21 protein-coding genes are annotated in these 17,241 nt (G+C 58.8%); 17 read left to right on the top strand and 4 right to left on the bottom strand.

Going from position 1 to position 17,241, the window contains the following annotated elements:
- The first annotated feature begins 2 nt into the window (after nucleotides 1–2).
- The 14 genes from FEZ21_RS17440 to FEZ21_RS17375 all read left to right on the top strand — a co-directional run bounded on the left by FEZ21_RS17440 (nucleotide 3) and on the right by FEZ21_RS17375 (nucleotide 12,343).
- Complete coding sequence (locus FEZ21_RS17440) at nucleotides 3–329, top strand: GPW/gp25 family protein (protein WP_160628004.1); 327 nt, start codon at nucleotides 3–5, stop codon at nucleotides 327–329.
- Nucleotides 326–1,213, top strand: coding sequence for a baseplate J/gp47 family protein (locus FEZ21_RS17435; RefSeq protein ID WP_160628003.1), 888 nt, complete (start codon nucleotides 326–328; stop codon nucleotides 1,211–1,213). Before FEZ21_RS17440 ends, FEZ21_RS17435 begins: the two co-directional genes overlap by 4 nt.
- Entirely contained in the window at nucleotides 1,210–1,812 is a 603-nt protein-coding gene (locus tag FEZ21_RS17430; protein WP_160628001.1) for a phage tail protein I, read from the top strand. Before FEZ21_RS17435 ends, FEZ21_RS17430 begins: the two co-directional genes overlap by 4 nt.
- Nucleotides 1,809–3,677: a phage tail protein gene (locus FEZ21_RS17425; RefSeq protein WP_160627999.1), complete on the top strand. Its 1,869-nt coding sequence runs from the start codon at nucleotides 1,809–1,811 to the stop codon at nucleotides 3,675–3,677. The genes FEZ21_RS17430 and FEZ21_RS17425 overlap by 4 nt, the downstream gene beginning before the upstream one ends.
- Before the next feature lie 8 nt (nucleotides 3,678–3,685).
- Nucleotides 3,686–4,060: a phage tail assembly chaperone gene (locus tag FEZ21_RS17420; RefSeq protein ID WP_160627997.1), complete on the top strand. Its 375-nt coding sequence runs from the start codon at nucleotides 3,686–3,688 to the stop codon at nucleotides 4,058–4,060.
- Nucleotides 4,061–4,222: 162 nt separating this feature from the next.
- Nucleotides 4,223–5,395 (top strand): phage tail sheath family protein, encoded by a 1,173-nt coding sequence (locus FEZ21_RS17415; RefSeq protein ID WP_160627996.1) that lies wholly within the window; start codon nucleotides 4,223–4,225, stop codon nucleotides 5,393–5,395.
- A 12-nt stretch (nucleotides 5,396–5,407) separates the two neighbouring features.
- The gene (locus FEZ21_RS17410; RefSeq protein ID WP_160627994.1) at nucleotides 5,408–5,911 is read left to right on the top strand and encodes a phage major tail tube protein; all 504 of its coding nucleotides are present in this window, start codon (nucleotides 5,408–5,410) and stop codon (nucleotides 5,909–5,911) included.
- An 11-nt stretch (nucleotides 5,912–5,922) separates the two neighbouring features.
- Nucleotides 5,923–6,231 carry a phage tail assembly protein gene (locus tag FEZ21_RS17405; protein ID WP_160627992.1) on the top strand — a complete coding sequence of 103 codons (309 nt, stop codon included), beginning with the start codon at nucleotides 5,923–5,925 and terminating at the stop codon, nucleotides 6,229–6,231.
- Between the two features lie 148 nt (nucleotides 6,232–6,379).
- The gene (locus FEZ21_RS17400) at nucleotides 6,380–9,073 is read left to right on the top strand and encodes a phage tail tape measure protein (protein WP_160627990.1); all 2,694 of its coding nucleotides are present in this window, start codon (nucleotides 6,380–6,382) and stop codon (nucleotides 9,071–9,073) included.
- 9 nt (nucleotides 9,074–9,082) lie between these two features.
- Nucleotides 9,083–9,928, top strand: a complete 846-nt coding sequence (locus FEZ21_RS17395; protein WP_160627989.1) for a phage tail protein — start codon at nucleotides 9,083–9,085, stop codon at nucleotides 9,926–9,928.
- A complete protein-coding gene (locus FEZ21_RS17390) occupies nucleotides 9,903–10,109 on the top strand; it encodes a tail protein X (RefSeq protein WP_160627988.1) in 207 nt (68 codons plus the stop codon). The genes FEZ21_RS17395 and FEZ21_RS17390 overlap by 26 nt, the downstream gene beginning before the upstream one ends.
- A 75-nt stretch (nucleotides 10,110–10,184) precedes the next feature.
- Nucleotides 10,185–11,228: a phage late control D family protein gene (locus FEZ21_RS17385; RefSeq protein WP_160627987.1), complete on the top strand. Its 1,044-nt coding sequence runs from the start codon at nucleotides 10,185–10,187 to the stop codon at nucleotides 11,226–11,228.
- Between the two features lie 57 nt (nucleotides 11,229–11,285).
- Nucleotides 11,286–11,819 (top strand): glycoside hydrolase family 19 protein, encoded by a 534-nt coding sequence (locus tag FEZ21_RS17380; protein ID WP_160627986.1) that lies wholly within the window; start codon nucleotides 11,286–11,288, stop codon nucleotides 11,817–11,819.
- Entirely contained in the window at nucleotides 11,816–12,343 is a 528-nt protein-coding gene (locus tag FEZ21_RS17375) for a lysis protein (RefSeq protein ID WP_373683738.1), read from the top strand. Before FEZ21_RS17380 ends, FEZ21_RS17375 begins: the two co-directional genes overlap by 4 nt.
- On the opposite strand, the gene FEZ21_RS17370 is transcribed toward FEZ21_RS17375, so the two are convergent.
- Nucleotides 12,313–12,948, bottom strand: coding sequence for a hypothetical protein (locus FEZ21_RS17370; protein ID WP_160627985.1), 636 nt, complete (start codon nucleotides 12,946–12,948; stop codon nucleotides 12,313–12,315). The two genes, FEZ21_RS17375 and FEZ21_RS17370, sit on opposite strands and share 31 nt — an antisense overlap.
- A gap of 380 nt (nucleotides 12,949–13,328) precedes the next feature.
- Here FEZ21_RS17370 and FEZ21_RS22685 point away from each other — a divergent pair, with 380 nt between their 5' ends.
- Nucleotides 13,329–13,538 carry a hypothetical protein gene (locus FEZ21_RS22685; protein WP_238839967.1) on the top strand — a complete coding sequence of 70 codons (210 nt, stop codon included), beginning with the start codon at nucleotides 13,329–13,331 and terminating at the stop codon, nucleotides 13,536–13,538.
- 37 nt (nucleotides 13,539–13,575) lie between these two features.
- Here the strand turns inward: FEZ21_RS22685 and FEZ21_RS17365 are convergent, their stop codons facing one another.
- Nucleotides 13,576–14,268 (bottom strand): SOS response-associated peptidase family protein, encoded by a 693-nt coding sequence (locus FEZ21_RS17365; protein WP_160628184.1) that lies wholly within the window; start codon nucleotides 14,266–14,268, stop codon nucleotides 13,576–13,578.
- A 150-nt stretch (nucleotides 14,269–14,418) separates the two neighbouring features.
- On the opposite strand from FEZ21_RS17365, the gene FEZ21_RS17360 reads away from it, so the two are divergent.
- Both FEZ21_RS17360 and umuC read left to right on the top strand, forming a co-directional pair.
- Entirely contained in the window at nucleotides 14,419–14,847 is a 429-nt protein-coding gene (locus FEZ21_RS17360; protein ID WP_010657081.1) for a LexA family transcriptional regulator, read from the top strand.
- Nucleotides 14,837–16,117 carry a translesion error-prone DNA polymerase V subunit UmuC gene (gene umuC / locus FEZ21_RS17355; RefSeq protein WP_160627984.1) on the top strand — a complete coding sequence of 427 codons (1,281 nt, stop codon included), beginning with the start codon at nucleotides 14,837–14,839 and terminating at the stop codon, nucleotides 16,115–16,117. Before FEZ21_RS17360 ends, umuC begins: the two co-directional genes overlap by 11 nt.
- 530 nt (nucleotides 16,118–16,647) lie before the next feature.
- Here the strand turns inward: umuC and FEZ21_RS22880 are convergent.
- Nucleotides 16,648–16,914, bottom strand: coding sequence for a hypothetical protein (locus FEZ21_RS22880; protein WP_373683737.1), 267 nt, complete (start codon nucleotides 16,912–16,914; stop codon nucleotides 16,648–16,650).
- 5 nt (nucleotides 16,915–16,919) lie between these two features.
- Complete coding sequence (locus FEZ21_RS17350) at nucleotides 16,920–17,099, bottom strand: DUF2158 domain-containing protein (RefSeq protein WP_160627983.1); 180 nt, start codon at nucleotides 17,097–17,099, stop codon at nucleotides 16,920–16,922.
- Nucleotides 17,100–17,241 lie beyond the last annotated feature (142 nt).

The raw sequence follows: 17,241 nt of genomic DNA, 5'->3' as shown, positions 1-17,241 counted from the left end.
CGATGATCGGAATGGATCGCCACACCGGCGCGGCCCTTTCCGGTGTCGAGCATTTGCGCCAATCCATTGCCGACATCCTCACCACCCCGGTGGGCAGTCGGCGGATGCGGCCGGCCTATGGCTGTCAGCTGCGCCGGTTTGTCGACATGCCGATCACGGCCGGCTGGAAAAGCGCGGTACAGGCCGAGGTCGCCCACACGCTGAACCTGTGGGAGCCGCGTTTCAAGCTGCACGCGGTGCGTGTCACGGCAGTGCTCGGTGGCGTGATCAGCTTTGAGCTCAAGGGTGTGTACCTGGGCGACAGCGTAGAGATGGAGGTAAGGGCATGAGCACTGTGGACCTGTCGGCCCTGCCACCCCCGCAGGTGCTGGAGTCGCTGGACTTTGAAGAGGTGTATCAGGAAGAACTGAGCGTGTTTCGCGCCTACATGGGCGACAACTGGAACGCCCAGCTTGAAAGTGATCCGGTGGTCAAGTTGCTGGAGCTGGGGGCCTATCGCCGGCTGCAAACCCGGGCCCGGATCAATGACGCGGCCAAGGCCTTGCTGCTGGCCTATGCCCGGGGCACTGACCTTGATCATCTGGCTGCCAACGTGCGGCTCAAGCGCTTGGTGATTCAGGACGCGGATGCCCAGAGCGTGCCACCGGTGCCCAAGGTTATGGAGCTGGACGACGCCTTACGCGAGCGCATCCAGCTGGTGTACGAAGGGCTGACCACCGCCGGGCCGCGCAATAGCTACATCCTGCACGCGCGCAATGCTTCGGCGCTGGTGGCCGATGCCCAGGCCGAAAGCCCGAGCCCGGCCCATGTGGTGGTCACGGTGCTGCATCTGGAGGGCAACGGCGTGGCTGACCAGCCGCTGCTGGACAAGGTACTGCTGCACCTCAGCGATGAGGACATCAGACCAGTGGGCGACCGGCTCACGGTGCAAAGTGCTGAGGTCCTGGAATACCGGATTGATGCCGTGGTGCACATGGCCGGTACCGGCTCGGAAAACGATGCGATTCTGGCCGAGGCGACCCGCCGCCTGCAGACCTGGATCAACCCGCGTCGGCGGCTCGGAGTAGAAGTCTCGCGCTCGGCGATTGACGCCCAGCTGCACATCACCGGCGTCAGCAGGGTGGATTTACCGGGCTGGGTTGACATCCCCCGGGCTACGCACCAGGCGGCGTACTGCACCGGTTTCAGCGTGATCCAGGGCGGTGCCGGATGACTTTGCTACCGCTCAACAGCACGCAGTTAGAACGGGGTATCGAAGCGGCAACTGACCACTCCCCGGGCATTCCAATCCCCACCCTGTACAACGCCCGGACCTGTCCGGCGCACTTGCTGCACCAGTTGGCCTGGGCGTGGTCGGTGGATCGCTGGGACAACAAATGGAGCGAGCAGACCAAGCGCGCAGCCATTGAATCGGCGTTCCTGATCCATGCGCGCAAGGGCACCATCGGCGCACTGCGGCGGGTGGTGGAGCCGCTGGGCTACCTGCTGGAAGTGATCGAATGGTGGCAGACCGTGCCGCTGGGTGTGGCCGGCACTTTCGCACTCAAGGTCGGGGTGCTGGACACCGGCATTACCGAAGAAATGTATCAGGAGCTGGTCGCCCTGATCGACGACGCCAAACCCCTTAGCCGGCTGTTGACCGAACTGGTGATCAGCCTCGAAACCACCGGCTGCCTCAACCTCTTTGCCGGCATCTACGAAGGCGAAGAAATCGACGTCTATCCGCCGGCACTGCTAGACATCGAGGTCACCGGCCACTTCGGCCCGACCGGCCGTGAACACCAAATCGAAAACCTGGACGTGTACCCATGATTGATCAAAGCAGCCAGTTCATGGCGATCCTCACCGCCATCGGGGAAGCCAAACAAGCCAATGCCGATGCCCTGGGCATCCCCTGGACGTTCGCGCAGATGGGGGTGGGTGACGCCAACGGCACCGACCCGATCCCCGACCGGGCACAAACCCGACTGATTAACGAGCAGCGCCGGGCACCGCTGAATCAGGTAAAGATCGACCCGCGAAATACCAACGTGATCATTGCCGAGCAAGTGATCCCGGAAAATGTCGGCGGCTGGTGGATTCGTGAGATCGGTCTGTACGACCTGGACGGTGACCTGGTGGCGGTAGCCAACTGCGCGCCGAGCTTCAAACCCTTGCTGGCCCAGGGCAGCGGCAAGACCCAAGTGGTGCGGATGAACTTTATCGTCACCAGTGCCGCCAATGTCACGCTCAAGATCGATCCCAGCGTGGTGCTTGCGACACGCCAATACGTGGATGAAGCCATCAACACCCTGGATATGAAACAGTCCGTACAGGTGGCCACCACCGGGCCGGTGGTGTTGTCCGGCGTGCAAACGGTTGACGGTATCGTGGTGCAGACCGGCGCGCGGGTACTGGTGAAAAATCAGGCCGCTGCCCAGGATAACGGCCTGTATCTGACAGCCGATGTCTGGAAGCGAACCCCGGATGCTGACACCAGTTCGAAGGTGACCCCGGGGCTGACGGTCCATGTTGAGCAAGGGGCCGTTAACGCGGATACCCAATGGCACCTGACCACTGACGCCCCCATCGTGCTGGGTACGACAGCGTTGACCTTCCAATGGGCAGCGGGCCAGAACGCTCCGACCCAGCCTGTTAACGAACGCTCGCGGAAGGTGGCCAACACCGAGTATGTGTGCGCCCAGATCGAGAGTCCGGATCAGGCTTTTCCAGCCCAGGTGTATCGCAAGAATCGCCTGATCAATGGCAATTTTGATATCTGGCAGCGAGGGCCAGCGGGCCATGTCGGCAATCTGGCCGGCCCGGCACAGACGTTATACGGCCCGGACCGCTGGATGCTTTCCATGCCGGCCAATTCAGCAGCTGTCTGGGAGCGGCTGGGGTTTGGACCCGGCGAGGGATCCAATGAGGGGCGCTTCGGATTAAGGGTTTCGCGCTCGGGCAGCAGCGACGGCATGAGAATCAGCCAGCCTATTGAAAGTGTCGAGACCGGCGCGGGAAAGTGGGTGACGGTGTCGTTTTGTATGCGTTCATCCATCCACCACACATGCAACGTCATGCTGCGCCAATCCTTTGGTGTGGGTGGCACGGATGCAGGCCCGGGTGTGAGTGAGCAAGTGGCCGTCACCCCCGTGTTTAAACGCTACGTGGTCACCTTGAATGTGCCCTCGATAGCGGGCAAAACACGCGTGCCTGGCCGTGATTATCTTGAGCTGGTTTTTGATAGCCAGGGGGCGGGCGCCTACAACCTGGACCTGATATCTGTGCAACTTGAAACAGGAGCGGTTGCCACTGAGTTTGAACTGAGGCCGTTTGCGCAAGAGCTGATGCTGTGCCAGCGCTATTACGAAAAAACCTTTTCGTATGAAATTCAACCGCAACACCGGATAACCCACATCGGTTCACTGGTCTCTATCGTCTATCACGGACAGGCCGGCTCCAGCAGCCAGCCGCTTGGGCATTGGCCGTTCAAGGTCGAGAAGCGAGCCACACCCAGTATCACGCTTTACAGCGTAGCCGGGCCGGATGGCCAATGGCGCTCAGGCAGTGATCAGCATTCAAGCGCCAATGCCCGTGCCCTGCTGATCGGTACACGTCAGGTCAGCATCGACAACAGCGACCTCGGGCTTGTCCCGCAGACGTATTACATCCATGCCACTGCAGATGCAGAACTTTAGGAGCTGCCATGAGCTATCAACTGACCGCAGATGCTGACACGGTGATTCGCCTGGATGACGGCGCCACGGTCCCGCGCGGGCATCGGTTCTGGGCTGAGTACGAAGACTGGCTCTCCGCAGGTGGCAATCCTGAGCCGGCGCTGGTTTTAGAGCCTGGTGCTTCGGAACGAACCTGGCGTGACACTGAAATCGAGCGCGTAAAGTGGCTGCGGGAAAGGCACCGCGATGAAGTGGACTCAGCCCGCCCGACCACGATGACGGTCAAACAGTCCGGCGAGTTGCTGGACTATGTGCAGGCCTTGCGCGACTGGCCAGCATCGAAGCACTTCCCGGCCAAGAAATACCGTCCGACTACGCCCGACTGGATCGAAAACCTCAGCTAAACCCGCGCAACCCTGTAGGAGCGAGCTTGCTCGCGAGCTCTTGGCGATTTGATGCGCGCCAAGGAAAAAGCTCGCGAGCAAGCTCGCTCCTACAGCCAAATTATTGTTTGCCCCACACAAGCCTCGCACTGCGGGGCTTTGTCGTTTCTGGAGAATGACTTTATGAGCACAACCGGCCGTTTCCACGGCGTAACCGTCACCCTGGTCGACACCGGTGCCCGCGTGATATCGCTGCCGTCGACCTCGATCATCGGGCTGGTCGACACCTTCACTCCCGGACCCTCCACATCGGCCAAACCCAACGACCTGGTGCTGCTGACCAGCGAGCGCGAAGCGGTGGCCGCCTTCGGCGAAGACTCAGCCATCACCCGCGCCGCCAGAGCGGTGTTTGTCCGGGCCAAGGCGGTAATCGTTGCCTGCGGGGTGACCAAGCTGGAAGACCCGGCACTGCAAACCTCGGCCATCATCGGCGGGGTCCTGGCTTCGGGTCAGCGTACCGGCCTGCAGGCGCTGCTCGACGGTAAAAGCCGCTTCAACGCCCAGCCCCGGTTGTTGATCGCGCCGAAGCATTCCGCGACCCAAGCGGTGGCCACCGCCATGGATGCGCTCGCCGGCAAGCTGCGTGCGATCGCGATCGTCGACGGCCCCAACACCACCGATGAGGCGGTGCTGGCCTACGCCAAGGAATTCGGCAGCAAGCGAGTGTTCATGGTCGACCCAGGTGTGCAGCAATGGGACACCGTAACCAGTGCCACCATTGATTCGCCGGCCTCGGCCTTCACCGCTGGCCTGTTCGCCTGGACCGATACCGAGTACGGCTTCTGGGCCTCGCCCTCGAACAAGGAGCTGGTGGGCATCACCGGTACTTCACGCCCGATCGAGTTTCTCGACGGCGATGAAACCTGCCGCGCCAACCTGCTGAACAACGCCAATATCACCACCATCATCCGCGACGGCGGCTATCGCCTGTGGGGCAACCGCACCCTGTCTGCCGATCCGAAGTGGGCGTTCGTGACCCGGGTCCGCACCGTCGACATCGTGATGGACGCGATTCTGGCCGGGCACAAATGGGCAGTCGACCGCTCGATCACCAAGACCTACATCAAGGACGTCACCGACGGTCTCGAGGCCTTTATGCGCGACCTGAAAAACCAGGGCGCGGTGATCAACTTTGAGGTGTATGCCGACACCGAACTGAACACGGCCAGCCAGCTGGAGCAGGGCAAGGTGTACTGGAACATCCGTTTCACCGACGTGCCGCCTGCCGAAAACCCGATTTTCCGCGTCGAGGTCACCAACCAGTGGTTGACCGAAGTGTTGGACACCGCCGCCTAAGGAGGCCGCTCAATGATTCCGCAAATGCTCAGCAACACCAACCTGTTCGTGGACGGGGTCAGTTTCGCCGGCGATGTGCCGTCGCTGACCCTGCCCAAGCTCACGGTCAAAACCGAAGGCCATCGCGGCGGCGGCATGGCCGGCGAAATCGAAATGGACATGGGCCTGGAGAAAATGGAGGCCAGCTGGACCAGCACCGGTGTACGCCGCGAGTCGATGAAGTACTTCGGCCTGTCGGATCAGACCGGTTGCAACGCGGTGTTTCGCGGGGCCTTCAAAGGCCTCAAAGGTCAGATCACCCCGGTGATCGCAACCCTGCGCGGCATGCTCAAAGAAGTCGACATGGGTGACTGGAAAGCCGGCGACAAAGCCGAGATGAAATACGCGATGGCGGTCACCTACTACAAGCTGGAAGTCGACGGTCGCACGATGTACGAAATCGACATGGTCAACGCGGTGCGCGTGATCGATGGCGTCGACCAACTGGCTGCCGAGCGCAGCGCCCTGGGCCTTTAAGGAATACTCGTATGACCACTGCAACTGCAAACAAAATCCCGGCCTGGCTGGCCCTGACTGACGATGGCGTCACCGTGACCTTGCGTTACCCCACCGAGCTCAATGGCATCAAAGCCGACAAACTGACCCTGCGCGCCCCGACCGTGCGCGATGTGCGAGCGGCTCAGGCCATCTCCGGAAACGATGCGGAGCAACGGGAGATGTCGCTGTTTGCCAGCCTCGCCGAGGTCGGGATCAAGGATCTGGAGTGCCTGAAACTGCTGGACTACCAGCGCGTGCAAGAAGGCTATTTTCGTCTGGTCAGCGAAGACCAACTGTAACCCCGAAGTCCTGAAATACCTGGCCAAACGCCTGGCGGCAGAGACCAGCTTCTCTGCCGCCGAGATCATGGCCATGCCGTTTTCGGAAATGGTCTGGTGGCTTACGGATTGAGCCACCTGCCGCGCAATTACAGGGTAGGGCGAACACATGGCGAACAAACTCGCGCTCGGCCTGGTTATTGGCGGGGCCGTCAGCGCAACCGTGGGCAGCGCTTTCAAAAACGTTGAAGGGCGGATCAAGAAACTCGAAGCAACCGGCGCCAAAGCCCGGGTATTGCAACGCACCATCGGCGACACCATCCGCCTGCGCAACGAATGGAAGAAGGCCCACGACAGCGGCGCCGCCGGTGCTGCGACACTACTGACCCGGCTTAACTCCAACCTCGACAACCTGCGCAAACAGGGGGTTGAAGTCGGGCGGCTGGATCGGGCCTATCAGGCATTGGGCCGTACCGCTCGCAGTGCCGACCTACAAGCCAAAGGCCATAGCCAGTTCAACGAAGGCCGGGCCGGGCTCAAAAGCACCTTGGGCAAGGCTGCGATCGGCATCGCGGCGGTGGCGGTACCGACCAAAATCTCGGCGGACTACCAGGCTCAAATCCGGCAAATGGCGATTTGGGCCCACACCGCCGGCACCGATGCCGAACGGCAGATGGCCGACAAAATCACCGAGGTCGCCAAGCACAAAGGCATGAGCCAGAAGCTGCTGGCCAGCGCCGTCAGCGGCCTGATTGAAAAGGGCATTAGTTGGGAAGAGTCGGTGGACTACGCGCCGCTGATTGCGGACCTGGTCGACGGGCAGGGCATGGAAGCGTCCACCATTGCCACGCTGTTCAGCGCCTTCAAAGAGGCCGGTGTCGCCAAGCAGGACATGGGCGCGATGCTGGGTCAGGTCGCGGCGGCCGGTGACATCGGCGCCTTTGGCCCCAAGGACATGGCCAGGTACATGCCCAGCCTGCTGGGCACCATCAAACGGCTGGGCATGGAAGGTCCGGAGGCGGTGCGTTTTCTCGGGGCCAGCCTGCAGGCGCAGTTCTCGCAGACCCAGGACGCGGCGGCAGCGGCCACCAACATGGACAACCTGCTGAATGCGGTGATCAGCAGCACCAGTCAGAAGCGTTTCGCCGCGGCCGGTTATGACCTCAGTGCATCGATCCTGGCCGCGACCCAAAGCGGTAAAGCCGCCAACCCGGTCGAAGCCTTTATCCTGCTCAGTGAAAAACTGATCGCCAAAAAAGACCCGGAAAAAGCCAAGCGCGTCGAAGCGCTCAAGGCCAAGATTCAAGCCTCTAAAGACGGCAGCGTCGAAGAACAGCAAGCCATGCTGTCGCTGATCGAAGCGGCGGGGCTGTCGACCATTGTCAGCGACAAAAGCGCCAGTGCCGGCCTGCTCGCGCAGATCAAATACGGCAGCAAGATCAAGCAGGACATGGCCGACATCAAGGACACCGACGGCCAGGCCAAGATCGAAGCGGATGCCGCCTCGGCCCGGGCAACCTCGGCAGCCAAGTGGGGCTCGGCGGCGGCGAGCATGGAAGCCTCGATGACCCGCATCGGCGACGCTCTGCGGCCGCTGACGGACATGGCGGCGGACGGCCTGACCACAATCGGTAACAGCATTGCCGGACTGGCCGGGGAGTTTCCCAAGGTAATCAGCGGCACCACCCTGGCAGTCGGTGCGATCGGGCTGGTGGCCAGCGCCTTCAGTGCCTTCAAGATGGGCAAGGGTCTGATCAACATCGCCCGTGGCGCCCTGGGTGGTCGAGACCGCAACGAGGTGCAGAAAGTATTTGTCACCAACGCTGAAGACGGTGACGACAGCAAGCCCGACAGCAAAGGCTCGAAAGTGCTGGCCCTGGCTGAAATCGGCCTCAAGGCCCTGGGTGGCAAAAAGGATGCTGAAGCTGAGGAGGGTGAGAGCAAGGGCTTAAACCCCATCGATGTCGGACTCAAGGTGCTGGATGTGTTCCGCGAAGCCAGCGCGGGTGACAGCGACGGCGAAGACTCGGGGCCGCAAAAAGTGTTTGTGGTCAACGCCGCGGCCATAGGCGGTTACGGCGGAAGTGCCGGCCGGCGTGGTAGTCGGCGCAGTCGCGCGGGCAACCGCAGGCGCCGTGCAGGTGGTGGACCGCGTCCACCCAACCCTCCACGGCCGCCTGTTCCACCGGTACCGGCCAGTCGCGCAGCACGGGCAATGAGTCTGGTTGGCAAAGCCGGCAAAGTGATCCCGGGCTCAGCCTTGCTGGCAGGCGGCATGCGTCTTCTGGACACCTACCAGAGTGACGACAGCCAGGAAGCCAAGGCCGAAGGCTACGGTGCTGCAGCGGGCAATATGGCAGGCGCCTTGGCCGGCGCGGCGGCAGGTGCTGCCATCGGCTCGGTGGTGCCGGTGTTGGGGACCGCGATCGGCGGGGTTGTCGGCGGCATTCTCGGCAGCATGGGCGGTGAGTCCATCGGCGCAAAACTGGGTAAATCGTGGTTTGGTTCCGACGACAAAAAACCGTCGATACCAGCACTTGCCCCGATGCCATTTGATCCGCGCCTGACCCGAGGTCTGCCCGGGGCCATCAACATGGGCGACGTGGTGCGCTCGTTCTCGAGCACCACCCCGTCGGGGCCGCTGGCCATGCCGCCGAAAATCGAACCGGTGCTCAAGGTCGAACCGCCGAAGATCCAGCAAAAAATCGACATCGCGGCGCCGCTGCAAGTGACCGTCAAAGGCGATGTCAAAGACCCTGCCGCATTGGCCCGGGAACTCCAGCCACACCTGCAGCGGCACATGGAGCAAATCGGCCAGCAGATGTCCAACCGCAACCTCTATGACGCCCCGCATGTGGGGTAAGGAGCAAACTTGGCCTACATGGAACAGCTGCAGTCAGGGTTGAGCTACCTGGCTGCCGCCGGCGAAACCGGACGTCGCAGCCTGGACGGAATGCTCGGCCCGGTGAATGGCGCCATCAGCGAAATTACCGGCGCCGCCAACGAACTGGGTGACCTGCCGTTTATGGGGCCTGAGGTGGGAGCCAAGGTGCAGCGCCTGATGCGTGGGATCAACGCCGCCCAATCCCGGGTCGGCAGCGTGGTGGCCACCTACAACCAGGCCTCCCGCGCGGTGTCGCAAATCGACGAACGCCTTGGCGTCCTCAAAGAACAGGCGGGCAGGGCGGCCACGGCGATCAACAACATCGCCGGCAACATCAGCCCGTCGCTGGCCAACATCATCCCGACCGAAGCCTTTGGCACCGACCTGACCCCGGCCGTAGAGGCCGTGAAGCCATTTCCGCACCTGCTGATTATCCAGCCTCTGCAACCGGAGTCGAAGCCGTACTACTTCAACCTGGACACTGCAGCGTTTGAAGAACTGACCCGCTCCAGCGAGTTTCGCTGGGCTGCGCAAGAGCGCCTCACACGGCGCCCGGCACAGCAGGCAGTTGGCATGGGCGCGGAACGCATTACCCTCAAAGGCTCGATCTACCCGGGCTTCAAAGGCGGGATCAAACAACTGGACACCCTGCGTAGCATCGGCGGCCAGCTGCAGCCGTTGGGACTGACCACCGGCTACGGCGAAGTCCTGGGCAACTGGTGCCTGAAAAACATCGAAGAAGAACAGAGCGCCTTCCTGCAGGGCGGTATCCCGCGTAAACAGGGCTTTACCTTGGAGTTTGTCCGCTATGGCGACGACCTGCAGAACCGCTAGCGGCGACGTGCTCGACACGATCTGCCAGAACTATTACGGCCACCTCAACGGCACTGTAGAAGCCGTGCTCGATGCCAATCAGGGGCTGGCCGATGAGCTGCAGCCGTTTCGGGCGGGGTTGTTGATTCACCTGCCGGATCTGCCGGCGCCGAGTGATGAGGTGGTGATGCTCTGGGGTTAAACGCCTTGCGAGGCCTGTAACGCTCAATTTTTAAGCCCGCCCTCGAGCGGGCATTTTCTTGTCCGGAACTTGACCATGACCCCGACTTTTCGAATCGTCGCCGACGGTGCCGACATTACTGAACTGATCAATGACCGCCTGTTATTACTGCGCACCACGGACAAACCCGGGATGGAGTCTGACGAGTTTGAGTTGCGCATCGATGACCGCGACAGCGCGGTATCTCTGCCAAGTCGCGGCGCCAGTATCGAGGTCTTTCTTGGCTACAGCGGAGCGGCGTTAACCCGCCTCGGACGTTACACCGTGGACGAGGTCGAGCTTTCCGGCCCTCCGGACACGCTGGTAATCCGGGGCAAGGCCAGCGACATGCGCGGCAGTGGCAAATCTACCCGCAGCGGCAGTTGGGAGAGCGTCAGCCTGGCCAGCATCGTCAGCGACGTGGCCGCGCGTAACGGCTGGTCCCCAATATGTCCGGTGACCACCACAGTGCCCCGGGCTGACCAGCTCAGCGAGTCCGACTTCAACTTCATCACCCGGCTGGCCAGGCAATACGACTGCACCGCCAAAGTCGCGGACGGCAAGTTACTGGTACTGCAGCGCCAAGCCGGCCAGAGCGCAAGCGGTAAGGTACTGGGTGCAATCACCCTGACTCGCAGCGACGTCAGCCGCTGGCAATTTCGCCTCGCGGATCGCACTACCCACAAAGCGATCAGCACCAAGCACCAGGACAAGAAAACCGGCAAGTTGGCCATCATCTCCCTGGACAACGACGAAGCCCCGGACGGCCTGCCGCCAGTGCATACCGATCGACATATCTACCCGAACAAATCCGCAGCCGAACAGGCGGCCAAGGCCCGGCTGTCAGCCTTCAATCGCTCCACGGCTGCAGTACGCCTGGAAATGCCCGGGCGTACCGACCTGTTTGCCGAACGCATGATCAACACCCAAGGCTTCAAGCCCGGGCTCGACGGCGAGTACCTGGTGGATTCGGTCGAGCAGGTCTTCACCCAAAGCGGCTGGAGCACCACCGTCGAATGCAATGCCGGCAAGCAAGGGAAAGCCAAGGCCAAAGGCAAAAGCAAGACGGCAAAAGGCCCCCTGCAGGTCATCGAACTGTAACCCACGATTGCTCGTATCCAGCCTGCCTTATGCGGGCTTTTTCGTCAGGACATAACCATGACCATTACCCGGCAACAACTGCTGCAGATCCTCCAGAACGCCGGCCCAGTTGCCGGCGTTTATACACCCCTGTTAAACACCGCAATGGTGCGGTACCAGATCGTCGGCCCAAAGCGCATCGCAGCCTTCATCGCCCAGATTGGCCACGAGTCAGGCCAGCTCAGGTATGTGAAAGAGATCTGGGGCCCAACCAAAGCACAGGCCCGCTACGAGGGGCGGGCGGATCTGGGCAACAACCAGGCGGGTGATGGTTCGAAGTATCGCGGCCGTGGCCTGATTCAGATCACCGGCCGGGCCAATTACATGATTTGCAGCGAGGCACTGGCACTGGACCTGATCAAGCAACCGGAGCTGTTGGAGAAGCCGCAGTATGCCTGCATGTCAGCAGCGTGGTTCTGGGCTTCCAGAGGACTCAATACACTGGCCGACGCGGGGCAGTTCGACAGGATCACCCAGCGTATCAACGGTGGCCAGAACGGCGCAGCCGATCGGCAGGCGCTGTATGCCCGGGCGCTGGAGGTGTTGGTGTGAAGATCGATGAGATGAAGTGGGGCGGGGCGCTGCTGTTGATGTTCGGCCTCATGGCTGCCAGTGCCTGGGTTGCTTGGGAGTGGCAAGCCAATGCCTATGGCCAGAAGTTGGCCTCGCAGGAAACTGCACACCAGACCGTGCTCACGAACCTGGCCAATAACAATTCCGCGTTGATTCTGGCGGAGCAGGACAAACGCATTGCCCTGGAGCAATGGCTGGCAGCAAGCGATCGAGCCCATTACCGAGTCCTGAGCAATGAACAAACCAAACAAGCACGCTTGCGTGATCGTCTTGCTACTGCTGACTTGCGGCTGTCAGTCCTATTCGACGCCAACGCCTCAGTTGGTCGTGACGGAGTGCAAGCCACCACCGGCGCCGGCAGCGTGGTTCATGGAGCCCATAGAGCCCAACTTGACCCAGCGCATGCTCAACGAATTATCGGAATCACCGGCGATGGCGATCAAGGACTGATCGCGCTGCAGGCCTGCCAGGCTTACGTCAAAGAGGTCTCGGCGATGAATTGAAGGCTGTCATTTGCTGGCAGGGTATCGTTTTCAAGCCACGCAATTCCGCTTGTTTTTTTGTATTTGAAAAGTAAATAGTGCTCGTATTCACTGAAAATAAATGGCGTGTGTCCAGAGGTGAAACCAGATATCGACTCGCTCCATTTGTCAGATGACTCCCAGGCTTTAAGCCCTCTGGAGTTACACCAAGAAAGCGTAACTACATACATGGGTGGTGGCGTTTCTAAATTCCAGCGCTCACGGCAGTATGCCGGTATCTTGCTATCAATCAGGCGACGCATTCCTCCGTTGGTGCCATGTACCCGCTCAACTTGACTGTTTAGAGATTTTATTAAATATGTTGTATTAGAGTGGAATGTGGTTTTTCCTTCTACAAGCAAAATACCTTCTGGCGAAATGATCAATAAATCAATTCGGCCATTGTCGATCATGACCTCATAAAAGGCCGTGGCTTCTTTCCAGGTCTCTGCTGCTGCATTTGCAAACCGAGCGAGAATGTTCATTTCATTCGGGGCTGAATTTTCGTTATACCAATCGATAACCGTGTTGTGTCTCCAGGCTGTCGTTAACTGTTCTGCCGTTTTGTCGATGATGGTACGAATCATTTTTTATCCTTGGTTTAGCAGATAAGCGGAAGGACTGGGGTACAGGATTTAAGCTAAAAAAATGAGTGACCTCGGACGGGAAGACCGGGTGTTAAAGGTCCTGGAGTATCCGAAAATCGCGTGGTGGCTAAGGTAAGACAAAAAGCCATCTCCTGATAGTCTCGGAGGAGCCAAGCTGGATTCATTTCGTTGTCAGTGTCGGAGGGGGGGCAGGAAATAGTGCGTAAGCGGTAGCTGGAACACATCAATCAGTCTGGGCTAATCCGCATTTAACTCGATAACCGCTGAAACTCTGTTGCACTTCGTCGCATTTGAAGAGGTACACCAACGTGAGATGGGTCATGAATAACGTAATATTACAAGTGCACAGGTAGACATAAATGAAACAGACAATACTGGGAATGATCGAAGCAGGAGAACCGTTGCTCCTGCAGGCTATCGAAGCCATGCGTCACCATCGAGAGGCCGAAGCAGCAGGCAAACCTCCATTAGAGATAGAGCGACTCCGCTTGTTGGCTGACTCGCTCTACCAGGCGGTTACCGACTATCATCCCCGAGCGATTACAGATGGATCGAAGACACTGCATTAGCACTGGGGAGTACAACTTCCACTGTAATTTTTCGTGTTTATGACTGCAGGGGCCTGACCAGCTCGGGCCCTTGGTTTTTCACATTGCCCACAGCGTTTCCAACCGGGTACCACTCAAAGTCCTCAGTTGGCTGGCAACAGCTCAATGCCAACTCTTCCGCGACTTTCCGATCGAGGTTGCTGCCCATCCACTCTCGCGCATGCTCGGGTGAGAACACCACCGGCCGTCGATCATGAATATCGACCATCCCTTGATCACTGGCAGCAGTGATAATCACAAACCCATCCCCTTCATGAGGCTCCAGCCCAGTGTGAACCTCGGCCAACGCCGCGAAGAACATCGGAGCTTGAGTTTTCAGGCGAATGAAGTAGGGCTGTTTCTTCTTAGGATCATCCGGATCCTTGACCCACTCATACCATCCGTCAGCCATGACCAGGGCGCGGCCTTTGGGCCAGAGTTGCTTGAAAAACTTCCCGGTTGTGACTGTTTCCACTCTAGCGTTGATCGGGTCAGGGCGTTTGCCCTTGGCCCAGAACGGCGCCCAGCCCCAGTGGACGGAATCAATCCGTAGTCCCTCATCTACGCTGTGAAGAATACTGACGCGCGTGCCAGGAGCGACGTTGTAACGACCTATGGGCTGATTGTCGTACCCGCTCACGACGATCCGGTCAGGTGCCAACACCTCTAGATAATCAGAAATGCCCTGATGCTGTACAAATCGTCCGCACATGGTGGTGACCGCTCGCAAAGAGAACCTTCGCAGAGCGTAGCTCCAAGTGCTCGGGATGTTCCTCTCGTCGAAAATCCCTACAGACAAATTGACCAAAATCACGCGCCGCAGTTAACTGTATGTACATACAGTCAACTTAAGGCGTGCGTCATGAGCTTCACTTCTCTGGGTCCAATTGCTGAAGGAGGCATTCGCCTGCCTCTTGGTTCTTTCAAGGTCCCAGCCGGATTTCCGTCGCCAGCTGCAGACCATCTCGAGAAGGAAATCTCGTTAGACCAACTGCTGAATATCCGAGCTCCGAACGTTTACCTGGTATCTATTGATGGCGATAGCATGCAGGGCGCCGGGATCTATTCCGGGGATGTGGCCGTTGTCGACCGCTCACTTGAACCAGTCCACGGCGATGTGGTTGTCGCGCTGCTCAATAACGATCCGATCTGCAAACGTCTTTGCTTGCGAGAAAAGAGCGTCATTCTTCAGTCTGAAAACTCGAAATACCCCGACCGGCACGTGTTGGAAGGCGACGATCTTTCCATTTGGGGCGTGATCACTTACACAGTGCGCAGCCATGGCAATTAAGCCAGATCCAGTTTTCGCGCTCATCGATTGCAACAGCTTCTATGCCAGCTGTGAGCGTGTGTTTCGTCCTGATCTGGCCAAAGTGCCCATCGTGGTACTGAGCAACAATGACGGTTGCGTGATTGCTCGCAGCTATGACGCCAAGCCCCACGTGAAAATGGGGGAGCCGTACTTCCAGATAAAGCATCGCCTGGAGAAGTTGGGCATTGTGGCCTTCTCATCGAACTATGCGCTGTATGGCGACATGAGCGAGCGGGTCATGAGCTTGATCGAAGCGATGGTCCCGGCGGTGGAGGTCTACAGCATTGATGAGTCGTTCGCTGACCTGACCGGCATAGCTGATGTTTCATCCATGGGCCGGAAAATGCGCAGCCGCATATTTCAATGCACTGGTATCCCTGTCGGTGTAGGGATCGCTCATACCAAAACCCTGGCCAAGCTCGCCAACCATACAGCGAAGCGATTGCAGGCCCAAACCGGCGGGGTCGTGAACCTTTGCGGGGACTTCGAACGCGACTGGGTGCTGCGCAATACAGACGTGTCTGAGGTGTGGGGAGTAGGGCGGAAAATGACCGCTCACCTTGAAGCAATGGGTATTCGTACTGCCATGGACCTGGCCAAGGCTGACCCGTGGACGCTGCGTAAGAAATTCAGCATCGTTATTGAGAAGACTGCTCGCGAGCTGGCCGGAACGCCTTGTCTTGAACTGGACGAGCCGGATCCGCCAAAGCAGGAAATCTGTTGCAGCCGTATGTTTGGCAAACGACTGACTGAACTGGCACCTATAAAAGAGGCTGTGGCCACTTACATGATGCGCGCGTCGGAAAAACTGAGGGCGCAGAAGTCATACTGCAAAAAGGTTCGGGTCAGTATCCGCACCGGCATGTTCAATCCGGATGAAGCCAAATACGCCAAGGGAGTGGTCGTAACGCTTCCTTACCCCACTGACGATGTACGGCTGCTGACAAAGGCTGCAGTGGATGCACTCGATCATGTGTTTCAGCCTGGATTTAAGTACAGCAAAGCAGAAGTCTTGCTGCTGGACCTTCGGCAGCCAGGTGAGTTTTCGGACGATCTGTTTGCGGTGAATCAGCCAGCGGAGGCATCCCGGGTGATGGCTGTACTGGATGAAATCAATGGTCGCTGGGGCAGGGGGACGCTGCGTGCTGCGAGTGTGCCGAGTAATCCCGATTGGGGTATGAGGCGGGAGATGATGAGTCAGAGCTATACGACACAGCTGCAGCAGCTTTGGCAGGTGTCTGGTAGGTAGGGTAAAGGTGGGGAGGATTTTCAGTCGGTCAATTGCTGGAGTGGGGGGAGCAGTAGAGGCTTAAAAGCGTCGTCCTGATCGTCAGCAATCGGCCAATTCTGTTGAAAAAGTCGGCCATGGTTTCCGCAGCTGAAAAGTACGCGACCGACATTGAAATTTTTACTTTCGGCTGAGGTGTCCAGAGGCAGATTTCACGTAGCAGCGTGTAAAAAAGGCATTTTCACGGGTCGATGATCAGGCAGTTTTTGATGACCGACTTTTTCAACAGAATCGGCCATTAGCGGGTTTTGAATGGCACATGGTCTTCCCCTCTTTTGACCAATCGGGACCGACGACTCAACCGAGAAATGCGCAAACAAGCAGGTGCATCTGTCATGCTCATTTCGAAGGATGGTAAGTGGGGAATGTGCGGAATTAGGACACCGCATCACTTTGGCATAGATGCGGCAAAATATAGGAAACTAGCCGTATGAACGGCTGGGTATTTCGGCCGAAATAGAAAACTATTCCAGACTTAATTATGGGCGGCACTACCCTCGAGCATCTCTTCCTGGTTCGTCTTCATCTACGCGGAATCGCCAGTGGCGATCAGGCTTGACCCAAACAACAGTCGAATCTGTGAGTTTTCGAAATGAGGTCAGCACATTCCTTCCCAGAACCTGATTCCCGTCAGCATTCTCTACCAAAAGGACTTCCTGATTGTTCTTAACCAAAAAGTCAACGACGTCGTCCTGATAGATACATGACTCATTACGAATCTTTTCTAGCATCCAAAGCGCAACGGAATCTGGAGTCATCAATGCTACTCCGCTTTCGGTTTTATTAACTCCAAGGTCTCAGCGCGAAAGCGGCCACTGTCCAGCTTTTTGCCCGCGAACCATTGACAGTTAATCCACTTGCCATCTAGGTAAGAGACGACCATGTCAGGACCGCCGACGATTAATCGCACCTGTGCACCTGTTACCGCGTCCTCTATTTTCATGAGCTGTTTCTCCATGGTGACTGGGTTTATTTCCCAAGATAGCGAAATGGTGGCAGAAAAGCTATTGCAGGGAATGGCGGCAGGCTCGTGTCCCGACCTATCCCCCACTCAGGCGCTGCCGGCTCACTGGCCGAGCGCACCG

It is taken from the genome of Pseudomonas sp. 9.1(2019), assembly GCF_009910445.1.
Classification (GTDB): domain Bacteria; phylum Pseudomonadota; class Gammaproteobacteria; order Pseudomonadales; family Pseudomonadaceae; genus Aquipseudomonas; species Aquipseudomonas paraversuta.
The sequence above is the reverse complement of the archived record's forward strand: the minus strand, read 5'-3'. Positions and strand labels throughout refer to the sequence as shown.

Bases quoted from the DNA above. Each gene is read 5' to 3' on its own strand.
- FEZ21_RS17440 (WP_160628004.1), top strand. From the start codon at position 3: ATGATCGGAATGGATCGCCACACCGGCGCGGCCCTTTCCGGTGTCGAG.
- FEZ21_RS17435 (WP_160628003.1), top strand. From the start codon at position 326: ATGAGCACTGTGGACCTGTCGGCCCTGCCACCCCCGCAGGTGCTGGAG.
- FEZ21_RS17430 (WP_160628001.1), top strand. From the start codon at position 1,210: ATGACTTTGCTACCGCTCAACAGCACGCAGTTAGAACGGGGTATCGAA.
- FEZ21_RS17425 (WP_160627999.1), top strand. From the start codon at position 1,809: ATGATTGATCAAAGCAGCCAGTTCATGGCGATCCTCACCGCCATCGGG.
- FEZ21_RS17420 (WP_160627997.1), top strand. From the start codon at position 3,686: ATGAGCTATCAACTGACCGCAGATGCTGACACGGTGATTCGCCTGGAT.
- FEZ21_RS17415 (WP_160627996.1), top strand. From the start codon at position 4,223: ATGAGCACAACCGGCCGTTTCCACGGCGTAACCGTCACCCTGGTCGAC.
- FEZ21_RS17410 (WP_160627994.1), top strand. From the start codon at position 5,408: ATGATTCCGCAAATGCTCAGCAACACCAACCTGTTCGTGGACGGGGTC.
- FEZ21_RS17405 (WP_160627992.1), top strand. From the start codon at position 5,923: ATGACCACTGCAACTGCAAACAAAATCCCGGCCTGGCTGGCCCTGACT.
- FEZ21_RS17400 (WP_160627990.1), top strand. From the start codon at position 6,380: ATGGCGAACAAACTCGCGCTCGGCCTGGTTATTGGCGGGGCCGTCAGC.
- FEZ21_RS17390 (WP_160627988.1), top strand. From the start codon at position 9,903: ATGGCGACGACCTGCAGAACCGCTAGCGGCGACGTGCTCGACACGATC.
- FEZ21_RS17385 (WP_160627987.1), top strand. From the start codon at position 10,185: ATGACCCCGACTTTTCGAATCGTCGCCGACGGTGCCGACATTACTGAA.
- FEZ21_RS17380 (WP_160627986.1), top strand. From the start codon at position 11,286: ATGACCATTACCCGGCAACAACTGCTGCAGATCCTCCAGAACGCCGGC.
- FEZ21_RS17370 (WP_160627985.1), bottom strand. From the start codon at position 12,948: ATGATTCGTACCATCATCGACAAAACGGCAGAACAGTTAACGACAGCC.
- FEZ21_RS22685 (WP_238839967.1), top strand. From the start codon at position 13,329: ATGAAACAGACAATACTGGGAATGATCGAAGCAGGAGAACCGTTGCTC.
- FEZ21_RS17365 (WP_160628184.1), bottom strand. From the start codon at position 14,268: ATGTGCGGACGATTTGTACAGCATCAGGGCATTTCTGATTATCTAGAG.
- FEZ21_RS17360 (WP_010657081.1), top strand. From the start codon at position 14,419: ATGAGCTTCACTTCTCTGGGTCCAATTGCTGAAGGAGGCATTCGCCTG.
- umuC (WP_160627984.1), top strand. From the start codon at position 14,837: ATGGCAATTAAGCCAGATCCAGTTTTCGCGCTCATCGATTGCAACAGC.
- FEZ21_RS22880 (WP_373683737.1), bottom strand. From the start codon at position 16,914: ATGACTCCAGATTCCGTTGCGCTTTGGATGCTAGAAAAGATTCGTAAT.
- FEZ21_RS17350 (WP_160627983.1), bottom strand. From the start codon at position 17,099: ATGAAAATAGAGGACGCGGTAACAGGTGCACAGGTGCGATTAATCGTC.